Origin of the sequence: Thalassotalea insulae (genome assembly GCF_030161395.1) — a bacterium.
In the GTDB taxonomy this organism is placed as follows: domain Bacteria; phylum Pseudomonadota; class Gammaproteobacteria; order Enterobacterales; family Alteromonadaceae; genus Thalassotalea_E; species Thalassotalea_E insulae.
Window position 1 is genome coordinate 105,043 of sequence record NZ_BSST01000001.1, and the last position, 25,265, is coordinate 130,307.

21 protein-coding genes and 2 pseudogenes are annotated in these 25,265 nt (G+C 41.1%); 2 read left to right on the plus strand and 21 right to left on the minus strand.

Translation table 11 applies throughout. The annotated features are described in order from the left end of the window. Positions 1-10: 10 nt before the first annotated feature. The 16 genes and pseudogenes from nhaC to QQK06_RS00595 form a co-directional block, all read right to left on the minus strand. Entirely contained in the window at positions 11-1,465 is a 1,455-nt protein-coding gene (nhaC, locus tag QQK06_RS00525; RefSeq protein ID WP_284242560.1) for a Na+/H+ antiporter NhaC, read from the minus strand. A 224-nt stretch (positions 1,466-1,689) separates the two neighbouring features. Then, positions 1,690-3,723, minus strand: a complete 2,034-nt coding sequence (gene prc, locus QQK06_RS00530) for a carboxy terminal-processing peptidase (RefSeq protein ID WP_284242561.1) — start codon at positions 3,721-3,723, stop codon at positions 1,690-1,692. Between the two features lie 14 nt (positions 3,724-3,737). Further along, the gene (gene proQ / locus QQK06_RS00535; RefSeq protein ID WP_284242562.1) at positions 3,738-4,475 is read right to left on the minus strand and encodes an RNA chaperone ProQ; all 738 of its coding nucleotides are present in this window, start codon (positions 4,473-4,475) and stop codon (positions 3,738-3,740) included. A gap of 23 nt (positions 4,476-4,498) precedes the next feature. Beyond that, the gene (locus tag QQK06_RS00540; RefSeq protein ID WP_284242563.1) at positions 4,499-4,780 is read right to left on the minus strand and encodes a hypothetical protein; all 282 of its coding nucleotides are present in this window, start codon (positions 4,778-4,780) and stop codon (positions 4,499-4,501) included. Then, the gene (locus QQK06_RS00545; protein ID WP_284246544.1) at positions 4,777-5,256 is read right to left on the minus strand and encodes a GAF domain-containing protein; all 480 of its coding nucleotides are present in this window, start codon (positions 5,254-5,256) and stop codon (positions 4,777-4,779) included. Before QQK06_RS00545 ends, QQK06_RS00540 begins: the two co-directional genes overlap by 4 nt. 87 nt (positions 5,257-5,343) lie before the next feature. Continuing rightward, positions 5,344-6,099 (minus strand): SIMPL domain-containing protein, encoded by a 756-nt coding sequence (locus QQK06_RS00550; RefSeq protein ID WP_284242564.1) that lies wholly within the window; start codon positions 6,097-6,099, stop codon positions 5,344-5,346. Beyond that, positions 6,096-6,755 (minus strand): DUF2057 family protein, encoded by a 660-nt coding sequence (locus QQK06_RS00555; protein ID WP_284242565.1) that lies wholly within the window; start codon positions 6,753-6,755, stop codon positions 6,096-6,098. The genes QQK06_RS00550 and QQK06_RS00555 overlap by 4 nt, the downstream gene beginning before the upstream one ends. A 124-nt stretch (positions 6,756-6,879) precedes the next feature. Then, positions 6,880-8,058, minus strand: coding sequence for a 2-methylaconitate cis-trans isomerase PrpF (gene prpF, locus QQK06_RS00560; RefSeq protein WP_284242566.1), 1,179 nt, complete (start codon positions 8,056-8,058; stop codon positions 6,880-6,882). Positions 8,059-8,275: 217 nt separating this feature from the next. Next, positions 8,276-10,894 (minus strand): Fe/S-dependent 2-methylisocitrate dehydratase AcnD, encoded by a 2,619-nt coding sequence (acnD, locus tag QQK06_RS00565; protein ID WP_284242567.1) that lies wholly within the window; start codon positions 10,892-10,894, stop codon positions 8,276-8,278. A gap of 119 nt (positions 10,895-11,013) precedes the next feature. After that, positions 11,014-12,138 carry a bifunctional 2-methylcitrate synthase/citrate synthase gene (prpC, locus tag QQK06_RS00570; RefSeq protein WP_284242568.1) on the minus strand — a complete coding sequence of 375 codons (1,125 nt, stop codon included), beginning with the start codon at positions 12,136-12,138 and terminating at the stop codon, positions 11,014-11,016. 192 nt (positions 12,139-12,330) lie between these two features. Continuing rightward, positions 12,331-13,221: a methylisocitrate lyase gene (gene prpB, locus QQK06_RS00575; RefSeq protein WP_284242569.1), complete on the minus strand. Its 891-nt coding sequence runs from the start codon at positions 13,219-13,221 to the stop codon at positions 12,331-12,333. Between the two features lie 61 nt (positions 13,222-13,282). Continuing rightward, a pseudogene (locus tag QQK06_RS19730) lies at positions 13,283-13,720 on the minus strand (GntR family transcriptional regulator); the annotation flags it as partial. Next, positions 13,700-13,915: pseudogene (locus QQK06_RS19735) on the minus strand (GntR family transcriptional regulator); the annotation flags it as partial. The pseudogenes QQK06_RS19735 and QQK06_RS19730, both read right to left, overlap by 21 nt. 159 nt (positions 13,916-14,074) lie before the next feature. After that, positions 14,075-15,109, minus strand: coding sequence for an alkaline phosphatase D family protein (locus tag QQK06_RS00585; RefSeq protein WP_284242571.1), 1,035 nt, complete (start codon positions 15,107-15,109; stop codon positions 14,075-14,077). Continuing rightward, complete coding sequence (locus QQK06_RS00590) at positions 15,109-16,227, minus strand: alkaline phosphatase family protein (protein ID WP_284242573.1); 1,119 nt, start codon at positions 16,225-16,227, stop codon at positions 15,109-15,111. The genes QQK06_RS00585 and QQK06_RS00590 overlap by 1 nt, the downstream gene beginning before the upstream one ends. Positions 16,228-16,271: 44 nt before the next feature. Beyond that, the gene (locus QQK06_RS00595; RefSeq protein WP_284242574.1) at positions 16,272-18,560 is read right to left on the minus strand and encodes a TonB-dependent receptor domain-containing protein; all 2,289 of its coding nucleotides are present in this window, start codon (positions 18,558-18,560) and stop codon (positions 16,272-16,274) included. A 231-nt stretch (positions 18,561-18,791) separates the two neighbouring features. Between QQK06_RS00595 and betI the strand changes: the two genes are divergently transcribed. Beyond that, positions 18,792-19,385: a transcriptional regulator BetI gene (gene betI, locus QQK06_RS00600; RefSeq protein ID WP_284242575.1), complete on the plus strand. Its 594-nt coding sequence runs from the start codon at positions 18,792-18,794 to the stop codon at positions 19,383-19,385. A gap of 117 nt (positions 19,386-19,502) precedes the next feature. Beyond that, entirely contained in the window at positions 19,503-20,663 is a 1,161-nt protein-coding gene (locus QQK06_RS00605; RefSeq protein ID WP_284242576.1) for a BCCT family transporter, read from the plus strand. Here QQK06_RS00605 and QQK06_RS00610 read toward each other — a convergent pair. From QQK06_RS00610 to tmk, 5 genes are all read right to left on the minus strand, one after another. Further along, on the minus strand, positions 20,577-21,806 hold the full coding sequence (locus QQK06_RS00610) for a nucleoside recognition domain-containing protein (protein ID WP_284242577.1): 1,230 nt from the start codon (positions 21,804-21,806) through the stop codon (positions 20,577-20,579). The genes QQK06_RS00605 and QQK06_RS00610 overlap by 87 nt on opposite strands. 384 nt (positions 21,807-22,190) lie before the next feature. Further along, entirely contained in the window at positions 22,191-22,961 is a 771-nt protein-coding gene (locus tag QQK06_RS00615) for a TatD family hydrolase (RefSeq protein WP_284242578.1), read from the minus strand. A gap of 46 nt (positions 22,962-23,007) precedes the next feature. Then, on the minus strand, positions 23,008-23,334 hold the full coding sequence (locus tag QQK06_RS00620; protein WP_284242579.1) for a PilZ domain-containing protein: 327 nt from the start codon (positions 23,332-23,334) through the stop codon (positions 23,008-23,010). A gap of 9 nt (positions 23,335-23,343) precedes the next feature. Continuing rightward, positions 23,344-24,309, minus strand: a complete 966-nt coding sequence (gene holB, locus QQK06_RS00625) for a DNA polymerase III subunit delta' (RefSeq protein ID WP_284242580.1) — start codon at positions 24,307-24,309, stop codon at positions 23,344-23,346. A 21-nt stretch (positions 24,310-24,330) separates the two neighbouring features. Continuing rightward, positions 24,331-24,966 carry a dTMP kinase gene (gene tmk / locus QQK06_RS00630; RefSeq protein WP_284242581.1) on the minus strand — a complete coding sequence of 212 codons (636 nt, stop codon included), beginning with the start codon at positions 24,964-24,966 and terminating at the stop codon, positions 24,331-24,333. Positions 24,967-25,265: the final 299 nt, after the last annotated feature.

The window sequence follows — 25,265 nt, forward strand, 5'->3', positions numbered from 1 at the left end:
AGTAGTGTAATTAATTGTCCGCTAATTTCCTAATTTTGAAGCCAGCGAAACCATAAATAACTGCCAGAAGCGGATTAATTAAGTTAAAGAAGCAATAAAAAATATAATCATATGAGGTTAACGCTAAGGCGCCAAACATAAATGCACCACAGGTATTCCATGGGATCAACGGTGAAGTAATGGTACCAGAGTCCTCCAAGGTACGGCTAAGCATAGTCGGATGCAAACCTCGGCGCTCAAACTCTTCTTTATACATACGCCCTGGCATCACAATCGCCATATACTGATCAGCCGTTATAAGGTTAGTACCAATACAAGTAGCTACGGTACTGGCAATTAAACTGCCCGTTGATTTTGCAGCTGCTAATATCGACTGGACAAACTTTTTCAGCATGCCTAGGTGCTCAAGTACCGCACCAAAACTTAAGGCACACATAACCAACCAGATAGTATTAAGCATGCTCGACATACCACCACGGCTCAGTAACTCATTAATCTCACTGTTGCCGGTTTCAACCACCACACCATCAAAAAATGCCGTCCAGATAACCGTGACATTTGCCGTTATGGTCGACATGCCGTCTTGCGCCATATTGTGAATAAGATCTTGCTGAAAAATGGCCGCCCAAATCGCACCAATAACCGCACCAATGGCAACCGCAGGAAACGCTGGCATCTTCTTATAAGCCAGTGTTAATAGCACTAATAATGGGATCAAGTTCAATGCGGTAATATTATAGGTTGCTTCTAAAGTATTGGTTAAGGTTTCGATACTGTCGGTACTACCAACATTCGCTGACGAATGATTAAAACCAATCACTAAGAATAAGATCAGTGCTATAGATATTGACGGAATTGTAGTCCATAACATCGCACGGATATGCTCAAACAACTCACTACCTGCAACTGCTGGTGCCAAGTTAGTTGTTTCTGACAAAGGAGATAATTTGTCACCAAAATACGCCCCTGAAATTACCGCCCCAGCGGTAACAGAAGTGGACATTTCAAAGCCATTAGCAATACCGATAAAAGCCACACCAACCGTCGCTGCTGTAGTCCAAGAACTACCAATACTCATAGCAACAATACCACAAACGACACAAGCTGCAGCATAAAACCAGCTAGGGTCGATAATTTGCAGGCCATAATACACCATAGTTGGCACCGTACCGGACAATAGCCAAGTCCCTATTAATGCTCCTACCACCATTAAAATCAAAATAGCCCCTAATGAGATAGAAATACCATGCACTATCGCTTTTTCAATTGACGCCCAGGTATAGCCATTTTTTAAGCCGATAATGACGGCGATCCCTAACGCAAACATCAGGGCAATTTGATTCGGCCCATAAGAAGAATTATCGGAAAAGTACGTTACCGAAGCCGATAACATAAAAACAAGCGCGATAAGCGGAATAAAAGCATCGACAAAACTCGGCGCCTTAAGCTGATTATGATCTGACATAGACTAGTGTTACCTTAATACATTAGTGTTTTATTATAATAATTTTTTAAGACGGCATGTAACATGCCCGTTGTTTGCTAGGGTTGCAAGTACTTTATTTGTGATGGCTAAGTTTTGAACAACCTTACACTCAGCCAAATTAAATAACTATTCATAAAATTTGTGTAAAAATATTGCTCTAAAAAAAACCGCCTTAACGGCGGTTTAGCTTGATACTCTATCTGTTACTTTTTCGCCACTTTACCTAAGGTCACCAGATCAAAGGTAATGCGTGCAGTTTCATCTAAAAACGGATCGATTTCTTCCAACTCTTCTGGCAAATCTTCTAGGCTGGTAATTTTCTCTTTACCCATGAGTGTTAAGCGTTCATTAGCACGTTTTAACTGTTTCACCTTACGTTGATCGCGGTTCGCTTTACGCTCTGCTAGGTTAAGCGATACAAATTTCTTATCCTTCTCTTTTTTATATTCTTCAATGTCATCAAGCAGATAATTGAATTCTTTATTTTCTTTAATGCGATCTTGATAGAGCGAGGTTAAATAATCTACATCTGCCTGCAGATTTGATAACGGCGCATAACGCGCTTGCGGTACTTGATCCCAAGGTAAGGCATTTTCTTCTTTACTTTCGCCCCAGTCCTCTGGGTCAATAGCTGTGGGGAACGCGATGTCAGGTAACACTCCCCGATGTTGCGTACTGCCACCGTTAATACGGTAAAATTTAGCGATAGTATATTGAATGCTGCCAAATGGTTTTTCGAACAAGTCATATACTCGACCTAACGGACGATGCTGCTGTACTGTCCCTTTACCAAAAGTATGCTCACCAACGATGATGCCACGGCCATAATCCTGAATTGCGGCAGAAAAGATTTCTGACGCCGACGCACTATATCGATCAACCATGACAGTTAACGGTCCGTCATAATAAGTAATACCATCACGATCACGATTCACAGAAATTCGATTCGCACCATCACGCACCTGCACTACCGGTCCTTTATCAATAAACAAACCCGTTAGTAATGTTGCTTCTGTTAGCGAACCGCCACCATTGCCGCGTAAGTCAACAATAATACCTTCGACATTTTCAGCAGTAAGCTTATCAATCTCTTTTTTAACATCCCGCGATAAATTATTGTAAAAGCTTGGAATATCTATTACTCCCAATTTTTTACTTTTCTCATCACCGGCTTTTTCATAAATGATCCGAGATTTAGCAGCTCGATCTTCAAGAACAATTTTATCACGAATGATAGAAACAACCTTGATGCTAGACTCATCGACTGCTTCACCAGATAAAATTTGTAACCTTACCTTGCTGCCTTTTGGTCCCTTGATCAAATCAACAACATCATCTAAACGCCAGCCAATAACGTCTTCAAACTTTTCGTCTCCTTGTGAGACGCCTACAATGCGATCTTTAGGCTTAAGCTGTTTAGATTTATCCGCAGGACCACCAGTCACTATGCTTTGGATCACGGTATAATCTTCTTCCGCCCTAAGCACCGCACCTATACCTTCAAGTGACAAGTTCATATCCATTTGAAAGCGTTCTGCGTTTCTTGGTGATAAATAAGAAGTATGAGGTTCAACAACTCGAGCAAAGCTATTCATTACTATTTGAAAAACATCTTCACTTTCACTCTGGCTTAAACGTTTAATGGCATAGCGATACCGCTTACCTAATACTTCTTTAACTTTATCCCATTTTTTCCCCGCTAAGGTAAGATTTAGCGCATCAGACTTAACTTTTAACCGCCAAATTTCATTTAACTCAGCTTCGGTCACTGGCCATGGCTGCTCTTCTCGATCATAGTGATAAACTTCATCTTTAGTAAAATCGAACGGCTTATCAAGCAAGCTCAATGCATACTGATAACGCTCCATCCGACGTTGCATATTCAGATTATAGATATCATAAGCTATGTCTAATTTGCCGCGTGCAATCACACCATCAAATTCATGACGATATTTTTCAAACCCTGCAATATCAGAGGCAAGAAACACATTACGGCCATAATCGAGCTGTTTAATATAGCGATCAAAAATTTGCTCTGACAAAACGTCATTCATCTGCACAGTTTTATAGTGTGCACGAGTAAATTGAGCAGTTATTCGTTTACTAGAAGTAGCATGCTGACTCTCTGGCGCTAAGATTGGCAGAGGTTTAGTTTTGTCTATGTCGGTAGATGCGAGAAGACTAACCGAAGTTAGTGAGAATGATACGGCAAGAGCGATACGACAAAATTTTTGCATGCTTGCTACTCCAATTATTCAGTAAAAATATTTTTGATTTGAGTTTTGACAACCATTCCAGAATTTAGTTGCACACTCACTTCATCTCCAGACACTTCAGTGATCACAGCATCAAGCGGTGCATTTCCAAGCTGAACTTTTACCGCTTGACCTACTTTTACTGCAGAAGACTCTACTGGTTTAAGTTTAGCAGCTACTTTAGCTTGTGCACGTGGCGAGCTTTTCACTGTTTTAAATTTCGCTTTGTCTTTAGGTTTACGCGCTGGCAGAGATCCCTTATTTGCTGGCTTATTCCCCTTATACGAGGATTTGCCAGCATTGTCTTTAGTATTTTTGTTACCAAATTTTTCCTGGCTCTCTTTTAGCGTTTTGTCAGCGTAATCTGCTTGTTCTTGATCAATTTCAGCAGCTTGGTTGCCGTCAACATCAACACGATGTGCACCTACTTTAATCGCTTTTAAATAGCGCCAGCTGCTGGTGTAGTGTCTCAATGCTTGACGTAAACGAGTTTTACTGACCAGCTCATCATCTGCCAATTTTTCAGCTAACTCTTGAAAAATACCAATTTTAAGCGGTTTCGCTGGTCCTTTAATCGAAAAACACGCCGGAAATTTCTCTGCTAAGTGAGCAATAATTTCTTTGGTGCTAATACGCTTTTGTTCAGCGGTTTGTGACTCACTGGCTTGGTCAGTAGCGGCCTCTACTGGCGCGTCTTCTGGCTTAGTTACATCACTTTCTGTTTTAGTTTCCATAAATACAACTTATTAATAATAATCTAATTTTCAAGATATTGTTCGCGGTTTTGCAGAACATGCAAACACCAGTCACTAATATCCTCACTTTCAATTTCGGCCAGGGCTTCTTGCCCTATCCAATGTTCCCAAACCAAAGCTAATAACTGATTTAATATCTCTGGTTCAATATCTTCTTCGGCATAGTCATAGAGCGTGTGATAAATTTCATTTAAATTTTCAGCCACATGCTCTTCTTCACCCTCCCAGTCACCAACAACGGCTTCTGAGACTAAATAATCATGGATGACGACAAATTCTTTCATAATTTATCAACGTTATAACGAATTAAAGTTTGTTCAAATACTTGCACAACTTGTTCCAACCATTGCTGGTCCTGCTCATCAAAACGTTCAAATGCCACGCTATCGATATCTAATACCCCGATAACACGATCATTGATTCGCACCGGAATAACAATTTCCGCATTACTTGCCGCATCACAGGCAATATGCCCGGAGAACTGATGAACATCGGCAATTCGCTGCGTCTTATTTTCCGATACCGCCGTACCACAGACTCCTTGTCCCACAGGAATTCTAATGCAAGCGACTTTCCCTTGAAATGGGCCTAACACCAGCTCATCATTAACACAGCGATAAAAGCCAACCCAATTCACTTGCTCCAAAGCATCAAACAGTATGGCACTCAAATTTGCCATGTTAGCAACAACGTCTGATTCATCACCAATAATTGCTTCAACCTGAGCAACTAATTGCTCGTAAAACGGCTTTTTATCCATCACTCAATTATAACTTCGCTAAAAATCGCATAACATACCGCGATAGTGTAACAAATTAAAGCTTTATCGCCGAGAAATTAACATTATTTAACCATCTATCTGATAAACGGCGATAACTTGAGCAGAGATCGCTTTTTTTGTTGTACTTGAGTTAAAAGCTGTACTCGACTCACTCGCCATCCGATACATTACAGGTGCAAAATGTGAGGTTTCTTTTAACGACACTAATTGACCAAGTTTTACTCCTGCTTGTTCCGCTATTGCCAGCGCTTTACTTTTAGCATGTGCTATCGCCTTAAATAGTGCTTGCTGATAATGTTTATCCGGAGTTTGAAATGACATTTCCATTGGTGAAATGTGACTAACACCTAATTTCACCACTTGATCTAAGACTTTGTCATAAATAGCCCATTCAGTAAACGACACGGTTATCGTGCGACCAACATCAAACCAAGCGACTTGCTGTTCATTCGCTTGAGCACTTTGCTTCGTTGAAAACTTAACCTTACTATTTTCATTGATTTGGGTTTTCACTTCACTCGGCTGAAATTTCATTGCTGGCTTTTCATATATCGGATACATAGAGACTTGCGATGAATCTATTGCCGATGCCTTGACCCCCTCTTGAACAAACATTCGGGTAATTTGCGCACTTTTACTGTCAATTAAGGCTTTAGTTTTGCTTGCACTACGCCCTCTTTCTTTAATTCTAATGGTTAATGAAAACTGATCTGGCATCACATCAACACTCGCTTTACCTATGACTTCGATTCCTTCATTTGCCATAGTTAAGGTACTAAAGAGCCATAGCAAACAAGCACCTATCATAACTAATTTTTTCATTTTATCTCCTTATCTTTTACCGTTGATATCGCTGATTTAAATTGCATTTTTTGTTTATCCGTCGCCTGCTGCCACCAATAATGGAGCATATCAAGTGCATACTGTTGTGCTAATTCAGTTTTTGTAATAGGACGATGAGTTGATGCTTGATGATCGGTAACAGGAGTAGCTTTTGCGCTATCGACTGATGCTATTTGCTCAATATTTTTGCTTTGCTGCTGTGCAATTTCTTGGTTACGTGTAACAGCAAGATAGTTATCAAGATCAAACAGTTCCATCGCTATATTATTGTTTTCATCGTCCACAATAGCAAAATGTGGTGAGTCAGCAAATTGTTTGGCCTGAACTTGATCATTAATGTATGGCGTTAACAATGTTAGTGCTTGTTGCTTAGCAATATTAAAGACTAACACCATCAGGGCGGACTTAATTCGGGTATGATCATCATAGTCGACATCGTCAAATAATTCGCTGTATTGAATGGTCAAGACATTGCGCCCCTGACGCAATGGCACCATGTGTTGCTGTTCAAACAAGTTAAAACCTTGCGCTATACCATTCACTTTCACCACTTCAACATTGGCAGGTACCTGCAATTGCTGAGCAAAGGATGGCTGAACAAATAGGCTCACTAGCAATAATGAGATGATTTTCATAGTGTTGGCTGCTAAATAGACATAGCTAACAGTGTACACTAATTAGATAGAATAACGCCGTTAAATTTTTCTTAATCTAACGGCGTAAAACTGAAAAAGCGATAGTTATCACAGCTAGAATGAGCTAAAAACTATCTGCTGGGATCCTGACCCAGCCCTCCATTAATACCCGAGCACTACGACTCATGATCACTTTATTCACCGTCCAATTCGCCCCCAACAGATTGGTTTTAGCACCAACTTTTAACGTCCCAGATGGATGACCAAAAGTGACTGACGAACACTCACCGCCGCCAGCAGCAAGATTCACTAAGGTACCCGGAATAGCGGCTGCAGTACCAATTGCCACAGCAGCGGTCCCCATCATTGCATGGTGTAATTTCCCCATAGAAAGCGCCCGAACGTTTAAATCAATATCGTGTTCCGTGATCGATTTACCGCTAGATGAGCGATAAGATTTTGCCGGTGCGACAAATGCTACTTTCGGGGTATGTTGACGCTTAGCAGCTTCACTAATCTCTGAAATCAGGCCCATCTTTATCGCGCCGTATGCGCGAATAGTTTCAAAGCGCGTTAAGGCAGCTGGGTCGTTATTAATATCATCTTGCAACTCTGTCCCTTGGTAACCAATTTCATCGGCATTCAAAAAGATAGTCGGAATACCGGCATTAATCATCGTTGCCTGAAAAGTACCAATACCCGGAACTTCCAGCTCATCTACGATATTTCCAGTTGGAAACATCGCTTCACTCGGGTCAACCGGCGCGATAAATTCAACCGGTACTTCCGCTGCTGCAAAGGTGACGCCATCAAGTTCAAAATCACCAGTCTCCTGTACCAGACCATTAGTGATTGGCACTTGAGCGACAATAGTTTTTTCAATATTTTTTTGCCAGATACGCACTGTGCAAATACCATTTTGCGGAATACGTGTTGCATCCACTAAACCTGCATTAATAGCAAAAGAGCCAACCGCTGCAGTTAAATTACCACAATTACCAGACCAGTCAACAAACGCTTTATCAATTGCCACCTGACCAAATAAATAATCAACGTCATGATCTTGTTTGTCTGACGTTGACAAAATCACTGTTTTACTGGTACTGGACGTTGCGCCTCCCATACCATCGGTTTGTTTACCATAAGGATCAGGACTGCCAATCACGCGCAGTAACATCTTATCCCGTGCTTCACCAGGCTGTTGGCAACGTTCAGGCAAGTCAACTAAATTGAAAAACACCCCTTTTGAAGTGCCACCGCGCATATAAGTTGCGGGAATTTTAATTTGTGGAGCAAAAGACATAGATTTTCTCCTTGTTAGAGAACACACCAATTTTCGTATCAAATACGCCATGATATGTTCTTTATTCTGTAGATAAAAAGCAGCAAATATTATTTGCTGCTTTTCATTCAGTCATCAGCCAATTAATTTACATCATGAGGAAATTAGTTTGTTATCACCGCAGATATATAAAGTGAACAAATGTCTCCTCGTACACCAAACAAAGATAACCCGTTAATTAACCATTTGATTGTAAGAAATCAGTGGCAAATTTCTGTAATACGCCGCCTGCGGCATGAACGGTGACTTCTTCCGCGGTATCTAAACGACACTTAACAGGAATATTCACCAATTCACCATTTTTCCGGGTCATCACGACTGTCATAGCACCACCAGGTGCGGTAGAACCTTCAACATCAAACGTTTCACTGCCATCAATCTGATAGAATTTACGGGTTTCACCATTAATAAATTCTAACGGAAGCACGCCCATACCAATTAAGTTAGTACGGTGGATACGCTCAAAGCCTTCAGCAACTATCACTTCCACCCCCGCTAAACGCACCCCTTTTGCCGCCCAGTCACGCGAAGACCCCTGGCCATAATCTGCACCAGCGATAATGATCAACGGCTGTTTACGCTCCATATAGGTTTCAATCGCTTCCCACATCCGACTCTCAACACCTTCTGGCTCAATACGTGCCAGTGAACCCTGTTTAACGTCACCGTTTTGCTCACGGCACATCTCATTAAACAATTTAGGGTTAGCAAAGGTTGCTCGTTGTGCGGTTAAATGATCACCGCGATGGGTCGCATAAGAATTAAAGTCTTCTTCCGGTAGGCCCATTTTATCCAAATATGCGCCAGCGGCACTGTCTAGCAAGATAGCATTCGATGGTGATAAATGATCGGTCGTAATGTTATCCCCCAGCACTGCTAACGGCCGCATACCTTTCATGGTACGTTCACCTGCTAATGCTCCTTCCCAATATGGGGGCCGGCGAATATAGGTACTCATTTCACGCCAATCGTATAACGGGCTTTCTGCCGGTTCAAAGGCGCCTAAATCAAACATCGGGGTATAAACTTGTTTAAATTGCTCCGGTTTTACAAACTCATTAACAATCGCATCGATTTCACTATCCGATGGCCAAATATCTTTTAGGAGAATATCGTTACCGTTCGCATCTTGCCCTAAGACATCCTGCTCAATATCAAAGCGCATCGTCCCAGCAATAGCATAGGCGACCACTAAAGGAGGAGACGCTAAAAATGCCTGTTTCGCATACGGATGAATACGACCATCAAAATTACGATTACCTGAAAGCACTGCCGTCGCATATAAATCACGTTCGATAACTTCTCGTTGAATCTTAGGAGCTAACGCACCTGACATACCATTACAGGTGGTACAGGCATATGCAACAATACCAAACCCAAGTTTTTCCATTTCTGGCAATAACCCGGATTCTTCCAAATAAAGCTTCGCCACTTTTGAACCCGGTGCAAATGAAGTTTTCACCCAAGGTTTACGTACTAATCCTAGCTCATTTGCTTTTTTCGCCACCAAACCAGCGGCCACGACATTCCGCGGATTTGACGTATTAGTACAACTGGTAATTGCTGCGATGATCACCGCGCCATCTGGCATTAAACCTTGTTCTTCTTGTGCTTTTGCTTTATCTAAATCAACCGCAATATCACGCTCGGCTAATGCCGAAGTTGGTAAGCGACGGTGAGGATTAGAAGGGCCAGCCATGTTACGGCCAACGCTTGATAAATCAAATTCTAATACACGTTGGTATTCGGCATCTTTTAACTCATCCGCCCATAAACCGGTATGTTTAGCATAGCGTTCCACAAGTTCGACTTGCTCTGGCTCGCGTCCCGTAATCTTCAAATAATCAATCGTTTGTTGATCGATATAGAACATCCCTGCTGAAGCGCCATATTCTGGCGTCATATTGGAGATAGTCGCACGATCACCAATAGTGAGGTTTTTCGCCCCATCGCCAAAAAACTCGAGATATGCACCAACAACTTTTTCATTACGTAAAAATTCAGTAATTGCTAACACGATATCGGTGGCGGTAATACCCGGTTGACGATTGCCAACTAGCTTCACCCCAACAATATCAGGTAAACGCATCATCGAAGGCCGACCTAACATCACCGTTTCTGCTTCTAAGCCGCCAACACCAATAGCTATAACGCCTAAAGCGTCAACATGTGGGGTATGAGAGTCAGTACCAACACAAGTATCAGGAAATGCAACACCATCACGTAACTGGATCACCGGCGACATTTTCTCGAGGTTGATTTGATGCATAATGCCGTTACCGGCAGGAATAACGTCAACATTTTTAAATGCCGTTTTAGTCCATTCAATAAAATGGAATCTGTCTTCATTACGTCGATCTTCAATCGCACGATTTTTCTCAAATGCATCGGGATCAAAACCTGCGTGTTCCACTGCTAATGAGTGATCAACAATTAATTGAGTCGGCACTACCGGATTCACTTTCGCCGGATCGCCTCCCTGCTCCGCAATCGCATCTCGTAATCCGGCTAAGTCTACTAACGCAGTTTGACCTAAAATATCGTGACAAACAACGCGAGCTGGATACCAGGGAAAATCTAAATCACGTTTGTTGCCAATGATCTGCTTTAATGAATCGGTTAAATTTTCCGGCTGACATTTACGTACCAGCTGCTCAGCTAAGACGCGAGAAGTATAAGGAAGTTTGGCATAACTGCCTGGTTCAATGCTTTCAATCGCTTCACGGGTGTCGAAAAAATCGACAGCGATGCCGTTAAGCGAATAACCAGGCAATGGTTTGCGGTATTGATAGTTCATAATTTAGTCCACAAATTTATTCGACCACTATGGTTTTTATTCGACCACTATGGTTTAAATGACTACGGTAACTACAATAAACATCGCAATTACCGTCAGTGAAAGATACCTAAAGCGGCCTATCTTTCTGAGATTGGCGCAACTTTGCGAGGTTCAACACCAATATAGTCGGCTGATGGACGAATAATACGGTTATTTGATCTTTGCTCCATCACATGTGCCGACCAACCGGTTAGGCGTGAACAAACAAAAATCGGGGTAAACAACTTCGTTGGAATACCCATAAAATGATAGGCTGACGCGTGGAAAAAATCGGCATTACAAAATAGTTTTTTCGTATCCCACATATATTCTTCACAGGCAACCGAGATATCATAAAGAGAGCTATCACCAAATTCTTGTGCCAATTTTTCAGACCATTTTTTAATAATAACATTACGTGGGTCTGAGGTGCGGTAGACTGCATGGCCAAAGCCCATGATTTTTTCTTTGCGCTCAAGCATACCGGCCATTTGTACTTTCGCATCTTCCGGCGATTTAAAGCCCTGGATCATATCCATTGCTGCTTCATTCGCCCCACCATGTAATGGCCCACGTAGCGAACCAATAGCAGCGGTAACGCAAGAGAACATATCAGACAAGGTAGAAGCGCAAACACGGGCGGTAAAAGTTGAAGCATTAAATTCATGCTCTGCATATAAGATCAATGAAACATCAATCACTTTGCGGTGTAATTCAGACGGTGTTTTGCCAGTTAATAATTTTAAGAAATGACCACCGATTGAATCTTCATCGGTAACGCAGTCTATCTCAACATTATCATGAGAATAACGGTACCAATAAGTCATAATTGCAGGGAACGCCGCTAATAAACGGTTAGCAGCCCGGCTTTGCTCATTAAAATTAAGTTCAGGCTCTAAATTACCTAAAAACGAACAACCGGTACGCATTACATCCATTGGATGAGCATCGGCGGGAATACGTTGTAAGACTTCTTTTAATGCTTGTGGTAAATCACGCATCGCAAATAATTCGGTCTTATAAGTATCTAATTGCGCTTGATTAGGTAACTCACCGTTAAATAATAAAAAGGCTACCTCTTCAAAGGTCACGTTATCCGCTAAATCTGAAACGTCATAACCACAATAAGTTAAACCACTGCCTGATTTACCAACAGTACATAACTTTGTTTCACCTGCACTTTGACCGCGTAAGCCTGCACCACCTAATTTTTTATCAACCATAATACTTTCCTCTGACTTTATTGATTTGGTTGTTGCATAAAGCCCAACTTCTGCGTCAGCTGTGCTCACGTACACTTATACGCTGTGCTCAGTTTCCTTGAATTTGAACTTTTTGCTTAAACCAAAAACAAAAAGTTATTTTATATTTTTAACTTGTTGTTTAATTTATAATTTTAAAACACATATCGTTAGCTATTTATTTTTACCTTCAGCAAATAATGAATCTAATTTTTTCTCATAATCGTGATAACCAAGGTAATCATAAAGCTCCATACGAGTTTGCATATTGTCGATTTCAGCTGTTTGATCGCCGTCACGTAGTAAGGTTTTATAAACAGATTCTGCCGCTTTATTCATCGCTCTAAATGCTGACAACGGGTACAGCACCATGGCACAGCCCCACTCACCTAATTGCTCTTTGTTCCATAACTCGGTTTGACCAAATTCAGTAATATTAGCCAGTACGGGTACATCCAAAGCTTCAGTAAAAGCACGGTAATGCTCTTCAGTTTTTACCGCTTCGGCAAAAATACCGTCAGCGCCAGCTGCAACATAAGCTTTTGCTCGGGCTAACGCTTTTTCTAATCCTTCCTGAGCAAAGGCATCGGTGCGCGCCATAATAAAGAAATCTTTATCGGTACGAGCATCAACTGCCGCTTTAATTCGGTCGACCATTTCTTCGGTTGAAACAATTTCTTTATTCGGACGATGACCACAGCGTTTTTGTGCTACCTGATCTTCCAAATGAACCGCAGCGGCGCCAGCCTTTTCCATATCTCGGATAGTTTTGGCAATATTAAATGCGCCGCCCCAACCAGTGTCTATATCCACTAATAGCGGTAAGCTCGACGCTGCTGTGATCCGCTGAACATCAGCAATGACATCGTTTAATGACGTCATACCAAGATCAGGTAAACCGTATGATGCATTAGCAACACCGCCGCCTGATAAATAAATGGCTTGATGGCCTAATTGTTCTGCCATTATGGCGCAGTAAGCGTTTATAGTTCCCACCACTTGCAGTGGTTTGTTATTTTCCAGCGCCTGGCGAAATTTCGCTCCTGGAGATAATGTTGCAGACATACTATTTGTCCTCTTGTTGTAATTGCGCGATTTTTTTCTCAATATTTTTACGAGACGCTGCAATATGACGTCTCATTAAAATCTCTGCCAGTTCGCCATCTCGGTCGGCAATCGCTTCGATAATGCGCGAATGTTCATCAAATGCTCGAGAGGCTCTTGGGCTGTTCATACCAAACTGGATACGATACATACGCACCAAATGATATAGCTGGCCACATAGCAAGTTAATTAACTGTTGATTATGACTGCCTAAAATCACTTTATAATGAAAGTCGAGATCCCCTTGTTCCTGATAATAGGCAATACCATCTTTTAGATCCTGAGCACTGGCATGTTGTTTAAGCATAGCCTGCATGTCGACAATTTCCTCATCTGACATATTTAATGCCGCCTGACGACACGCCATACCTTCCAGCGCTTCCCTAACTACATAAATTTCCAGTAGCCCTTCAATAGTACAACTGACTACTCGAGAGCCAACATTGGCTTTACGTTCAATTAAGTGGCATTTTTCTAAACGGTTAAGTGCTTCTCGTAAGGTAGACCGACTGACCTGAAACTGCTTTGCCAATTCAGGTTCACTGATTTTACTGCCCGCAGATATTTTACCTTCCACAATAGCGTACTGCATTTGTTCAAATACTTTATCTGAAGTGGTAATAGCCTGAGGTTGTAAGGGATTAATAAATGTCATCAAATTGTCGACAATCAAATCAAGGTAGTTGGATCATAGCCCAGTAATCTTAATAGTCAAGAGAGGAAAGGGGAAATTGTCGACAATTAGTACTAAAGTAGTAGACTTTACTGGCTAAAAATAAAAAAGGCCTAAACCAGGTTCAGGCCAAATGCCATTTTATGGCTGCAGGGACGAGAGTCGAAATAGATGTTGATTAACAATATCACCGTTAACGTTCTTTAAACCGATAGCTATCTGAGGATCCGCTAGCTGCCAATCAATCTCAATAAAGCCATAATTAACCTTATGCGTATAGGCACCAATACGGTGCTGATTAGGACTGACATCTTTCCATTCTTCACTTAAGCCGGAACTTGTCACTTCCCATAGACCATAGCCTCTATCATTATCCAGATAAGACACTTCTCCCCAATGAGTATCGCCACTGATCAATATCACCCCTGGAATTTTATGTTTAACAATAAAATCCAACAGTCTCTGTCTATCTTCAGGGAAATTCGCCCAGGCTTCCCAGCCAGTAAATTCAGGTAACAATTGCAGACTTGAGCCGATAACTTTTATCGCCGCCGGTTTTAACAGCTCTTGCTCTAACCACTGCCATTGTGCTTCACCTAGCATAGAAGCGCCTTTATCCGGTGAAGGTATATAAGGTCCCATATTTTTAGGGGCTTTCTCGGCAACATAGCTAAGCTTAGATACGCTGTGTAATCTATCCCTATTCCATCTCAAATCCGGTAAAATTACTTGTACTTTCTGCTTACCTTCACCATAAAAATAACTGGTATAAATACCATCACGTTGATAGCGTGGAGAATCTTTCGGCTCCTGCCAAAAATCCAGCATTAACTGCCGTGATTCCTGTTTTTTCGGATACTCCTTCCCCGCATCATTTTCACCAAAATCATGATCATCCCAGATGGCGATTAACTCGGCGGTTTGCTTGAGCTTATTAAAACCTGGATGTTTACCAAGCGTCTGATACTTCTCTTTAAGCTCGGCCATATCTTGGGTATCACCGTAGATATTATCCCCTAAAAAGATAAAGACATCAGGATCATCCGCCACTATCGCATCAAAAATGGGCATCTCTTTATATTGTTTGGCACAAGAACCGAAGTATATTTTATCTACCGCTACAGTTTGAGCAGATAAAACCAAGCCAAGGCATAATAAAGCGCTATTGAGTTTCATTATAATAACTCCTTAATCGCTGCACCGGCATCCGGATTAAACGCATTTGGGGATTGTCCCAATAAAGTTAGTGCCGTTGCCGCCACTTGTTTTTGGTAGATCTCATGTTCAGTAGTGAGTAAACCTTTGGTCTTAATATCAGGTCCGATTGCCGCCATCCAGATATGCGCCGAACCTTGCACGCCCTCTTTAAATTGCTTCAGCCCTTTCATATAACTTTTCACCGCCTGCGCCGAAGCGTGATGTTGCCAGTCCTGTTTGTTTTTTCCACGGCCGTGGTCAGTGACTATCAATAAATTAGTGTTATTGGCATATTCTGGCATTTGTTGTAATTTCTGCCACAAATCCGCGAGAAAGTTATCAGTACGATGAGCTGCTGATAAATACTGATCATAGTGGCCATCATGAGCAAAATCATCGGTTTCACCATACGAAATCACTAACACTTTAGGCTTGTTTTTCTCTAGGTAATCCAGAGCGAATCTATGAGTAAAACTATCAAGTCGAACATTATGCCATGGACTTGGAATTTCCCGTTGTAACGCGTTAAGTAGATTTGCCTGCTCAGAATGATAAGCCGCCATAGCGTCATCAAAGCCAGCATTAACATACAACTTGCTACGCTCGGTATTAAAAATATAAGGAAAAACATCCCAGCTACCAAACGCCGCAGCTTTGCTATAGCCCTGTTGTTGATAGAGCCATTCAACAAAACTCACTTCTGGGTTAGGTACTTTGTTATTGGAATTCAAACTATCGTTGGCAACACCTGTGAATATTTCACTATAGCCAGGATAAGAAAAATGCCAGTTATTGCTGACCGACATTTTTGAGCCCTTGTTGCGATCACCAATTAACGTCCCCTGCTGCGCAACAGTATCCCAGATAAAAGGCATCAACGTATGTTTTGCCTGCTCACTATTTTGCTTGGTTAATGTTTGGATCAATGGCGTAACATGTTTGGTCAATATTTTATCTTCTATTAACGCTTGCTGCTTGCCATTAAACACTTCTTGCCAACGTAAACCATCAATAGTAACTAAGATCAGGTTACGCTCATTGGCTATTGACGGCAGTGCCGCAGCACAAAGTAATAAAGTGATTATTGTTTTTTTCATTGATAATGTAACAGGAGAGAGTGTATCTCCCTCCTGCTCCTTGTTTAAAAGCTTGCGTTAACTGTCAAACTAGTAGTGCGAGGTGCACCAATAAAAAATGACGTGCCGTTACCTGTACCGGTAGATAAATAATCTTCATCAAACAAATTATTCACTACCAAAGCTAAATCAACCGACTTTATTCCCTGTCCGGTAAAATTAATGGTGTACCCCAGATTTACATCTGTCACCAGATAATCATCCGCTTGACCGCGCTCTCCGGTATACTTGGTTGATGCGCCAAAGCGTAAATCACCGTTGTAGTAGTTTGCCGACAATACCCACATGTCATCTACCGAGTCGATAACTTGCTGACCTTTTTCAAATCCAGGCGCATTGCCCACATATTCTGAATCATTTTTGGTAAATGACGCATACAACTCCCAATTATCGTTTAGCTTATAGCTGGCGCTTAGTTCCAACCCGGTAGAATCAATACCACCAACATTAAGATAAGTACCGTTAGTCCCTATGGTATAGTCAATACCATCGGTATTACTGCCCGGCGCAATAAAGGTGATACGATCATTAAACTCAATAGAATACGCAGTTACCTGTAAATTAAGGTTTTCGCCAAAATAACGAATACCAAAATCTATATTTTCCGCGGTTTCCGGCTCAATTTCCGTTAACGTTGAAGTATCACGTTCCAATACCCCATCTTTAATTGAGGCAAAGTTTTCACTATAACCAGCGAACAATTCTGTTGCCGGATTTAACTGATAAAGCAAACCTGTGCTAAATAGTACATCTGAATCACTGTCAACCTTGGCATTTTTCGCCGAATGAAAATGATCAGTCTTTTTAATATCGACTAAATATTGCTGTACACCTAAGTTCAAAGTGAAATCGCTGATCGTAATGGTATCTTGTAAATACCACTTTAAGGTATCTTGATCGAAGGTGTTTTTATACTGAGTCCAGTAAGGTATTTGATCAAAATGATGATAAACCCGGGCATCGATAACCTTATGCCAATCCCGGTGTTCATCACGTTCAGAAGTTTCATACCAGATACCGGCTAATAAATCGTGGTCGCCGATAGTCGTTTGTGCTTTAGCAGTAAAGCCAGTACGTTCTTTTGCATAATGAGTATGACGAAAAGACATTACAGGGACCGCATCATCACCGTAACAGGCTGGATGTAGACCCGTGCCTGAATTCCACGGCCAGCTATAATTAGCCGTACAATCGGCAGCAGGAGCTAGTGGAAGACCTTGCTGATCAGCAAAACCATATCTGACCGGATTACCTTTCTCATCCAATACCGCATCACCACTATCATCCAGTAAAATTAAATATGGTGGGATCCAGTCACCACGACCTTTATTCTTATGATAATACGGCGTCACTTCAAAATTAGTGACATCAGATAATGCATAATCAATTTTGACATAAGCCAAGGTGTTTTCACGCAGGGTTGACCAGCCTTCAGCAAACATTTGATCAAAATGTGGAATACCAGTCCAGTTCCAGGTTAATTGATCCCAGTCTGGCGTTTGCTTAAATTGATCGATACTGACGTTATTGTAGTTATCTTCTGCAACATCATCATAAGATAAACGTCCGGTATAGGTAAACTTCCCCTGAGTTGAGACGAACTTTACTTCCGCATGCTGCTTATCAGCACCGCCGTTTGAACCTTTACCAACCCAACGACTGGTTGAAGTATCAGAGTAGCTAATATAAGCAAAAGTATTTTGCGCAATTTCACCCGTTTCATAACGGGCAAAATAACGCTGCGCATCATGAGAACCTGTAGTATAGGCAATCGTTGTACTTTGCTGTTGCTCAGGGTCTTTACTGACAAAGTTAAAAGTACCGCCGAGCGCATCTAATGAAGCGGAAGAAATATCCGATGTTCCCTGCGCCACTTCAACCGTTAACAGATTATCGGTATCTAAATAACGGTTTGCCTTAGCACCACCACCATAATTTGAACCACCATTAGGAATACCATCAACAGTCATCCCTAGTTGTTGCTGATTACCGTCGATAGAAAAACCACGCATGTTAATAGAAGTTGACCAGTCATCGCCACCAAAAGCATCCCCTTCATTAATACTGATACCAGGAAGATTATCCATCACCGCCAATACACTAGTGATAGGAGCTTGTTGATCTATCATGGTCACATCGACCGTGTTATTGGCATAAGATAATTTTTTTGCAATAACTGCAACTTCTTCGATAGTGTTAGTTTCATCTTTGGCATTATCCGCCAAGGCCGGCATCGCAATAGCACTAGTAATAGCTAGCGATAACAATGATTTAGTTTTTAGTTGTCGAGACATAATTCACTCACTTTATGATTATTATTTCTGTTTAAGTTTCAAAACAGCCAGCATCATAATGAGCAAATGTTACAGCTATGTTATTTTTTATTGAACGTTCAATTAATAAAAAATTAACTTGTGTTCCACTGCTTTCCCCTTAAGATAAATAGCTATATGTTATTGACCTTAAAGGCTATTTATTTCTGCTTATTAATGAATAGTCCAGAAGTATTAAAATTTGAGTTATATATGCCTAAAATTGGAATGGAGAAAATTCGTAAACAGCAACTAATAGATGCCACCTTAGCTTCTATTGCCCAACACGGTATGCACGGCACCACTATTTCAACCATCAGTAAACTTGCCGGGGTATCCAGTGGTATTATTAGCCACTACTTCGGCGGTAAGGCAGGGTTACTCAAAGGCACGACGATTTATCTGTTAGAGCAGCTTAAACAGGATTTTCTGCAGCAATTTACTGACAGTACACCAACACCAAAAGAACGCTTAGCCTTTATCATTAATGCTAATTTCAGTACTGCACAAAGCTCCAATAAAGCGGCTGTTGCTTGGCTCAGTTTTTGGGTGCAATCAATGCATGATAAGGAATTATCCCAGCTTCAAAGAGTCAATCACGCGAGGCTCGCCAGTAACTTGCGTTATTCATTTAAGGCGCTGATAAAAAGGGACTACCTTGATTATTGTACTAACATGCTTGCCGCACAAATAGACGGTCAGTGGCTCAGATGCGCATTATCTCAAGGTTCTAATGCACAATTTCTCAATGCCGCAAATTACTGTCATGCTCTAGCGGAGCAATTAATCGACCAATACAGTAATTAACTCGTCATAAAACTGACAACTTTGTCCCTTAGACTCGGCGGACTTTAATCTAAACACCACAGGTGCAAATTGCTAATAGGATTTGGAGTTATTAGCGTTTTGCTATTTGGCGCCATATTGACGTGGCGCTTTCGTAATAGCCAATTGTCAGGAAAACAGCCCAGATCAATTTGGCTGCTGAGCGCTATTTTATTCACCTCTGGTCTCGATGGCGGCTTTATATTACTTCCGCTAATTGAATTTCCACAATATCAAGAGAAAAATATTTATAGCTTCACAAACCCGTTAGCGATTGAACTTGGTTTTTGGGGGATCACTGCGTGGACGTTGTACTATGTCTCGACCTTATACTTCTTAACTTTAGAGCCCAAATTACAATTATTTAGCAAACAATGGGTACAAAAACTCAGTGCCTTAGTGGTCATTATCACCTGCGCGTTTACTCTATCCTTATTTACCCAGTTAGTACCATTTTATTTATCTGAACGACACAGTGATCATCCGCTATTCACCTTCATTATATTACTGGTGATTATTCTAACAGCGCTAGTGATCAGTACACGAATATCATTAATGATGCGTATCAGCCAACTAAGTGTCTTAATATTTATTGGCTTATGGAGCTATTTGGCGCTGTCCAGTCAATTTGACTCACAAACGTTAATTTCTAGCATAGACTTAGGTGCTGATTACTTAACATCATTGCACAAATTTATTGTGCCATTTAACGATTATCACGAGTTTTATCTTGCCTGGTGGCTTACATGGTCAATTATGCTGGGACAATTCGTTGCACGTTTTGTTTCCGGTTTAAAACCATTACCTTTATTTATCGTCATGACTCTCTTGCCACTAATCCCCTGTTTTCTGTGGTTTGCGCTGTTATTCCACCTTGAGCAATCTCATTTTACCTTAACGACAGAAGTTAAATGGTGCCTACTGCTATTGGCATTAGCCTTTGTTATTAATTCATTGGATTTTATGGTGGAAAACTATAGTAGAGCATTCAACATTGGTTTACAGGATATTGGCAAGAGCAGATTTATTATTATCAATAGTCTACTGCTATTAACGTTAAGCTACCTGTTTCAATTGCAGCTTATCTTTGTTCAATGGTCAGCATTTGTCGTTATTTTGCTATTTTACCTGCTAATTGGTTATAAAAAACTACCTACTCCCTACTTTACTCGCTCAACCAAAAAACCAGTAGCAAACGCTGATCGCTGCACACATACCAGCAATATCGGCGATCAAACCACAACTGATGGCATGTCTTGAATAGCGAATACCCACCGAGCCAAAATACACCGCTAGCACATAAAAAGTGGTTTCTGTTGAACCCTGCATAATCGACGCCAATCGCCCGGCAAAGGAATCCGCACCATAGGTATTCATAGTTTCTATCATCATCGCTCTAGAACCTGAGCCACTTAAAGGCTTCATAAAGGCAGTAGGCAATGCATCGACAAAACGGGCATCCCAGCCAAAAAAATTAACGAATGTACGAATAGCGCCGACACATAGCTCAAGCGCACCACTGGCACGAAAAACACCAATAGCCACTAACATAGCAAGTAAATAAGGGATCAATTTAATACTAGTTTCAAAGCCCTGTTGTGCCCCTTCAATAAAGCTATCGTAAACATTAACCTGCTTTTTTGTCGCCAGCACAATAAAAGCTAATAAAGTACTAAAGATCAAAAAATTGCCAACTAACGACGACTGAGTAGACAAAGCTTGTGCTGACAAGTTAAGAAAATAAACAACTATGGCCGCCATAATAGCAAACGCTGACAATAAATAAGCGAGCACCACAGTGTTATACAACTTAATTTTCTGAACAAAAGCAACGCTTAGTAAACCTGCCATGGTTGAAGCAAATGTTGCCAAGATAATCGGCACAAAAACATCGGTAGGTGAAGCAGCTCCTTGCTGTGCCCGGTAAACAAAAACCGCTAACGGAAACAAGGTCACCGACGAGGTATTAAGCACTAAAAATAAGATCTGAGCATTACTGGCTGTATCTTTATTAGGGTTTAAGGTTTGCAAATCCTGCATTGCTTTTAAACCCAAAGGTGTAGCGGCATTATCAAGCCCGAGAAAATTCGCTGATAAGTTCATGGTCATTGAGCCAATAGCCGGATGGCCGTGGGGTAACTCTGGCATTAAGCGAGTAAATAATGGAGAAATTAATGTTGCCAGCTTCGTCATTAATCCGGCATGCTCTGCCACTTTCATCATACCAAGCCAAAAACTGAGCACGCCAATTAAGCCAATCGCTATTTCCACTGTCACCTTCGACATCGAAAAAATCGCATTGACCAATTGCTCAAAAATCAATGCCTGATCGAGTACCAACCACTGGTAGAGCGCTGAAACAAATGCGATAGTAAAAAAGCTGATCCAAATTTTATTTAGCAAAACGAAAAATCACACCTTTAAATAATAAGCCAACAGTATACATAAGCTCAGCATAAAGCCTAGTGCATAGCCTGTGCACAAACTGTTAGCTAGCCGTAGATAAGCGGTGAGTTAGGTGTATACAAAAATCAATCAAAACCAATAAAACCAATAAATATCAATGAGATATTTTTTTTATAAATATTATTAGCTTTTGCTAGAGTTTGCACTACAATTAGTTTTACAGATTAATTATGACCCAATGATGCTCGCATATATTTTCATTGTTCTAGTAACATAACCTGTTAATTAGCGCACGGCTCATCTCCTTTTTGAGCCATCCCCTGGGCCCGAAACTAGCTAATAGTTTCGGGCTGTTTTTATCTACAATAATTAAAAATAAGCTTAAGAAAGGGCAAATAATCGCTGAAAATTTTCACGGGAGATTTTCGCAATCTCTTCTACCGACTGGCCGCGGATACTGGCTAAATGTTTTGCTACTTCTACCACATAAGCCGGTTGATTTTGTTGACCTCGATATGGTACTGGCGCCAAATAAGGAGCATCAGTTTCAATTAAAATTCGCTCATCCGGGACTCTTCTTGCTACTTCTCTAAGAGCACTGGCATTTTTAAACGTCACTATGCCGGAAAAGGAAATATAAAATCCCATTTCAATCGCTTGCTGCGCCATTTCCCAGGTTTCAGTAAAACAATGCAAAATCCCGCCAACTTTACCTGCCTGATGTTGACGCAGCATATTAAGGGTGTCTTGTTGCGCATCCCGAGTATGAATAATCAATGGTTTATTCAAGTGAATTGCAGCTTTGATGTGCTTTTCAAATGAATCTAACTGAATTTCTTTTGTTTCCGGTGCATAAAAATAGTCTAAACCAGTTTCACCGATTGCGATAACACGTGGGTGTTGGGCTAATTCAAGTAACTGCTGATAATCTGTTTTATCTTCCTGATTGAGTGGATGCGCTCCACAAGTTAACAGCACATTGTCATAATTTGCTGTCTTCTCAGCCATGGTAGGAAAGTCAGCTAATGTCACACTCACACAAAGCATTTGCGTGACCTGAGCGTCATGTGCTGCCTGCACTACCTTGTCGAGGTTATTGTCGAATGAAGCAAGATCAAGACGATCTAAGTGACAATGGGAATCGATAAACAAAAACTACTCCTAGGATATTATATAAAGTAAATTGACTACTAAACAGCTACATAGTGAGCGTTGGCTCAGAAGAATTAAGTAAACGACTGATCGCTTTTTCGATTTGATTACGGGTATTTTCCGGATCTTCTACAAATGCAATACCGATACCTGCAGGCGTACCGTGTTGTGCGCCTATTGGTGTTAACCAGCAAACCTTACCAATCACTTCTGAAGGTTCAAGCGAATCTGGTAACAGGACCTCTAAGGTAATATCCGTACCTAATTCAAATTTTTCTGTCGTTCTGACAAACAGACCACCATTTTTAACAAATGGCATATAAGACAAATACAGCTCTTTATCGCTAACAAATTCTAAATACAAACTTTCCATCTTGTTCCCTTAATCATCGATAATGAACTGAATCTCAACAAGCAGTTTTTCTAAACCAAATGTCTGATTAAATTGGCTGTAACTGGTGACTTTTTTATTATAGGCATTAATCGCCTGATATACCTGATAAAGCGCATCTTGTTTATCATGAAGAAAGCGTGAAAATTTATCAAGGTCAATCGCAGGTGGTAAGGTGACGCTTTGCCATTGATGATGACTTCTCAACAAATCCACCGCTATTTTTTCAAGCCAACGCACACTATGGGCACTAGTTTCTAACAAGGTTAATAGCGCCATGCGTTGCTGGCCCAGATATAAAAAACTGATAAACTGCTGCACTACTTGCTGGTACTGCTGATGAATTTCAGGATCAGCAAGTTCAGCAAAATGCGATAAGTTAACAAAGCTATCTTGACTGGTTTTTCCTAAATTCGCCGTTAACTCAGCCCCCACTGGCGGCCGTAATGGTAACTGACGACAACGACTGACGATGGTTGGTAACAAGTGTTGAATATCTTTTACCAGCAGCAGTAAGTAACAATGTGCTGTTGGTTCTTCTAATGTTTTCAATAACGCGTTGGCGGCTGACTCAGTCATCATCTCCGCACCATCAATCACTACCACCTGGTTATGACCTAACTGGGCTGTTTTTTCTAAAAAACGACTAACCTGACGAATTTGATCAACGCCAATATGGTTGCCCTCAGCAACAACATCAAGATGATCAGGATGACTATTTTGGCCAAAAAGATGACAGTTTTTACATTGACCACACGGAATATCAGCAGGATTATTCGCTAATAATGATGGTTCTGCCGGTGCAGAGTATTGGCACATCAATGCATTAGCTAACCAATGAGCCAATTCCTTTTTTCCTGCGCCACTAACGCCTGACAGAACAATAGCATGAGGCAAATTCTTACGATGAATTTGCTCGATTAATACTTGCTGTTCAGCTAATAGCCACGACTTCATCAAAATGACCTTATCAAAAAATTATTGTTGTTGAGCTAACAAGGTATCAATCACGGTCAGCACATCGCTCAGTACTTGTTCTTTTGATTGCGATGCATCAATTATCGCGAATTTTTCCGGATGATTTTTTGCTTGAATCAAATAACCGTTGCGTGCTTTAGTGAGAAAATCCAGTTTTTCATCTTCTAAGCGGTCCAGCGCTTGACCTCGTTTTTTTACTCTTTCGAGCCCTGCTAACGGATCTAAATCAAGAATAATATTAATATCTGGTCGAAAGCCATCAAGCGCCAAATCATTGATTTTAACGATAGTATCTAATGCTATACCTCGAGCATAGTGCTGAAAACTAAAGGTTGCCGCATCAAAACGATCAGAAATGACAATTTTTCCTGCCGCCAATGCCGGTTTAATTTTTTGTTCAAGATGTTGCGCCCGTCCGGCGCCAAATAGCATTAATTCCGTCAGATCGCACATTTCCGGTGTACTTGGGTCAAGAATAACTTCTCTGATCTTCTCACCTATCGGTGTACCACCTGGCTCTCTGGTTAACACCACATCTAGCCCTTTTGCACTCAGATACTTTTCTACTTCATTAATTACCGTTGTTTTACCCGCGCCATTGCTACCATCGAAAACAACCATAAAGCCTTTTTTCATTTTTTCTCTCAATAGTGTTTAGCTAACTCAAAGGACTTATCTAATTTGGTGATAAAGATATTTGTCGTTTATAGAGGTGAAGCTATCACGGCCAGTTAGTGAAAGTTATTTGCCGAGCATTCTCGCAAATAAGCATTGCAAACTCAATTGCTAAGGTGCGCTATTTGTTTCATCGTTAGGTGGATTGCCACTGACTCCTGCATTAGACCCGCTTTATCGAAGCAAGAAAACGCTATCGATACCGCTAAAAATAGCATCGACTTACTTTCTAGCAATCACTGATTGAAATGAGAGGACAG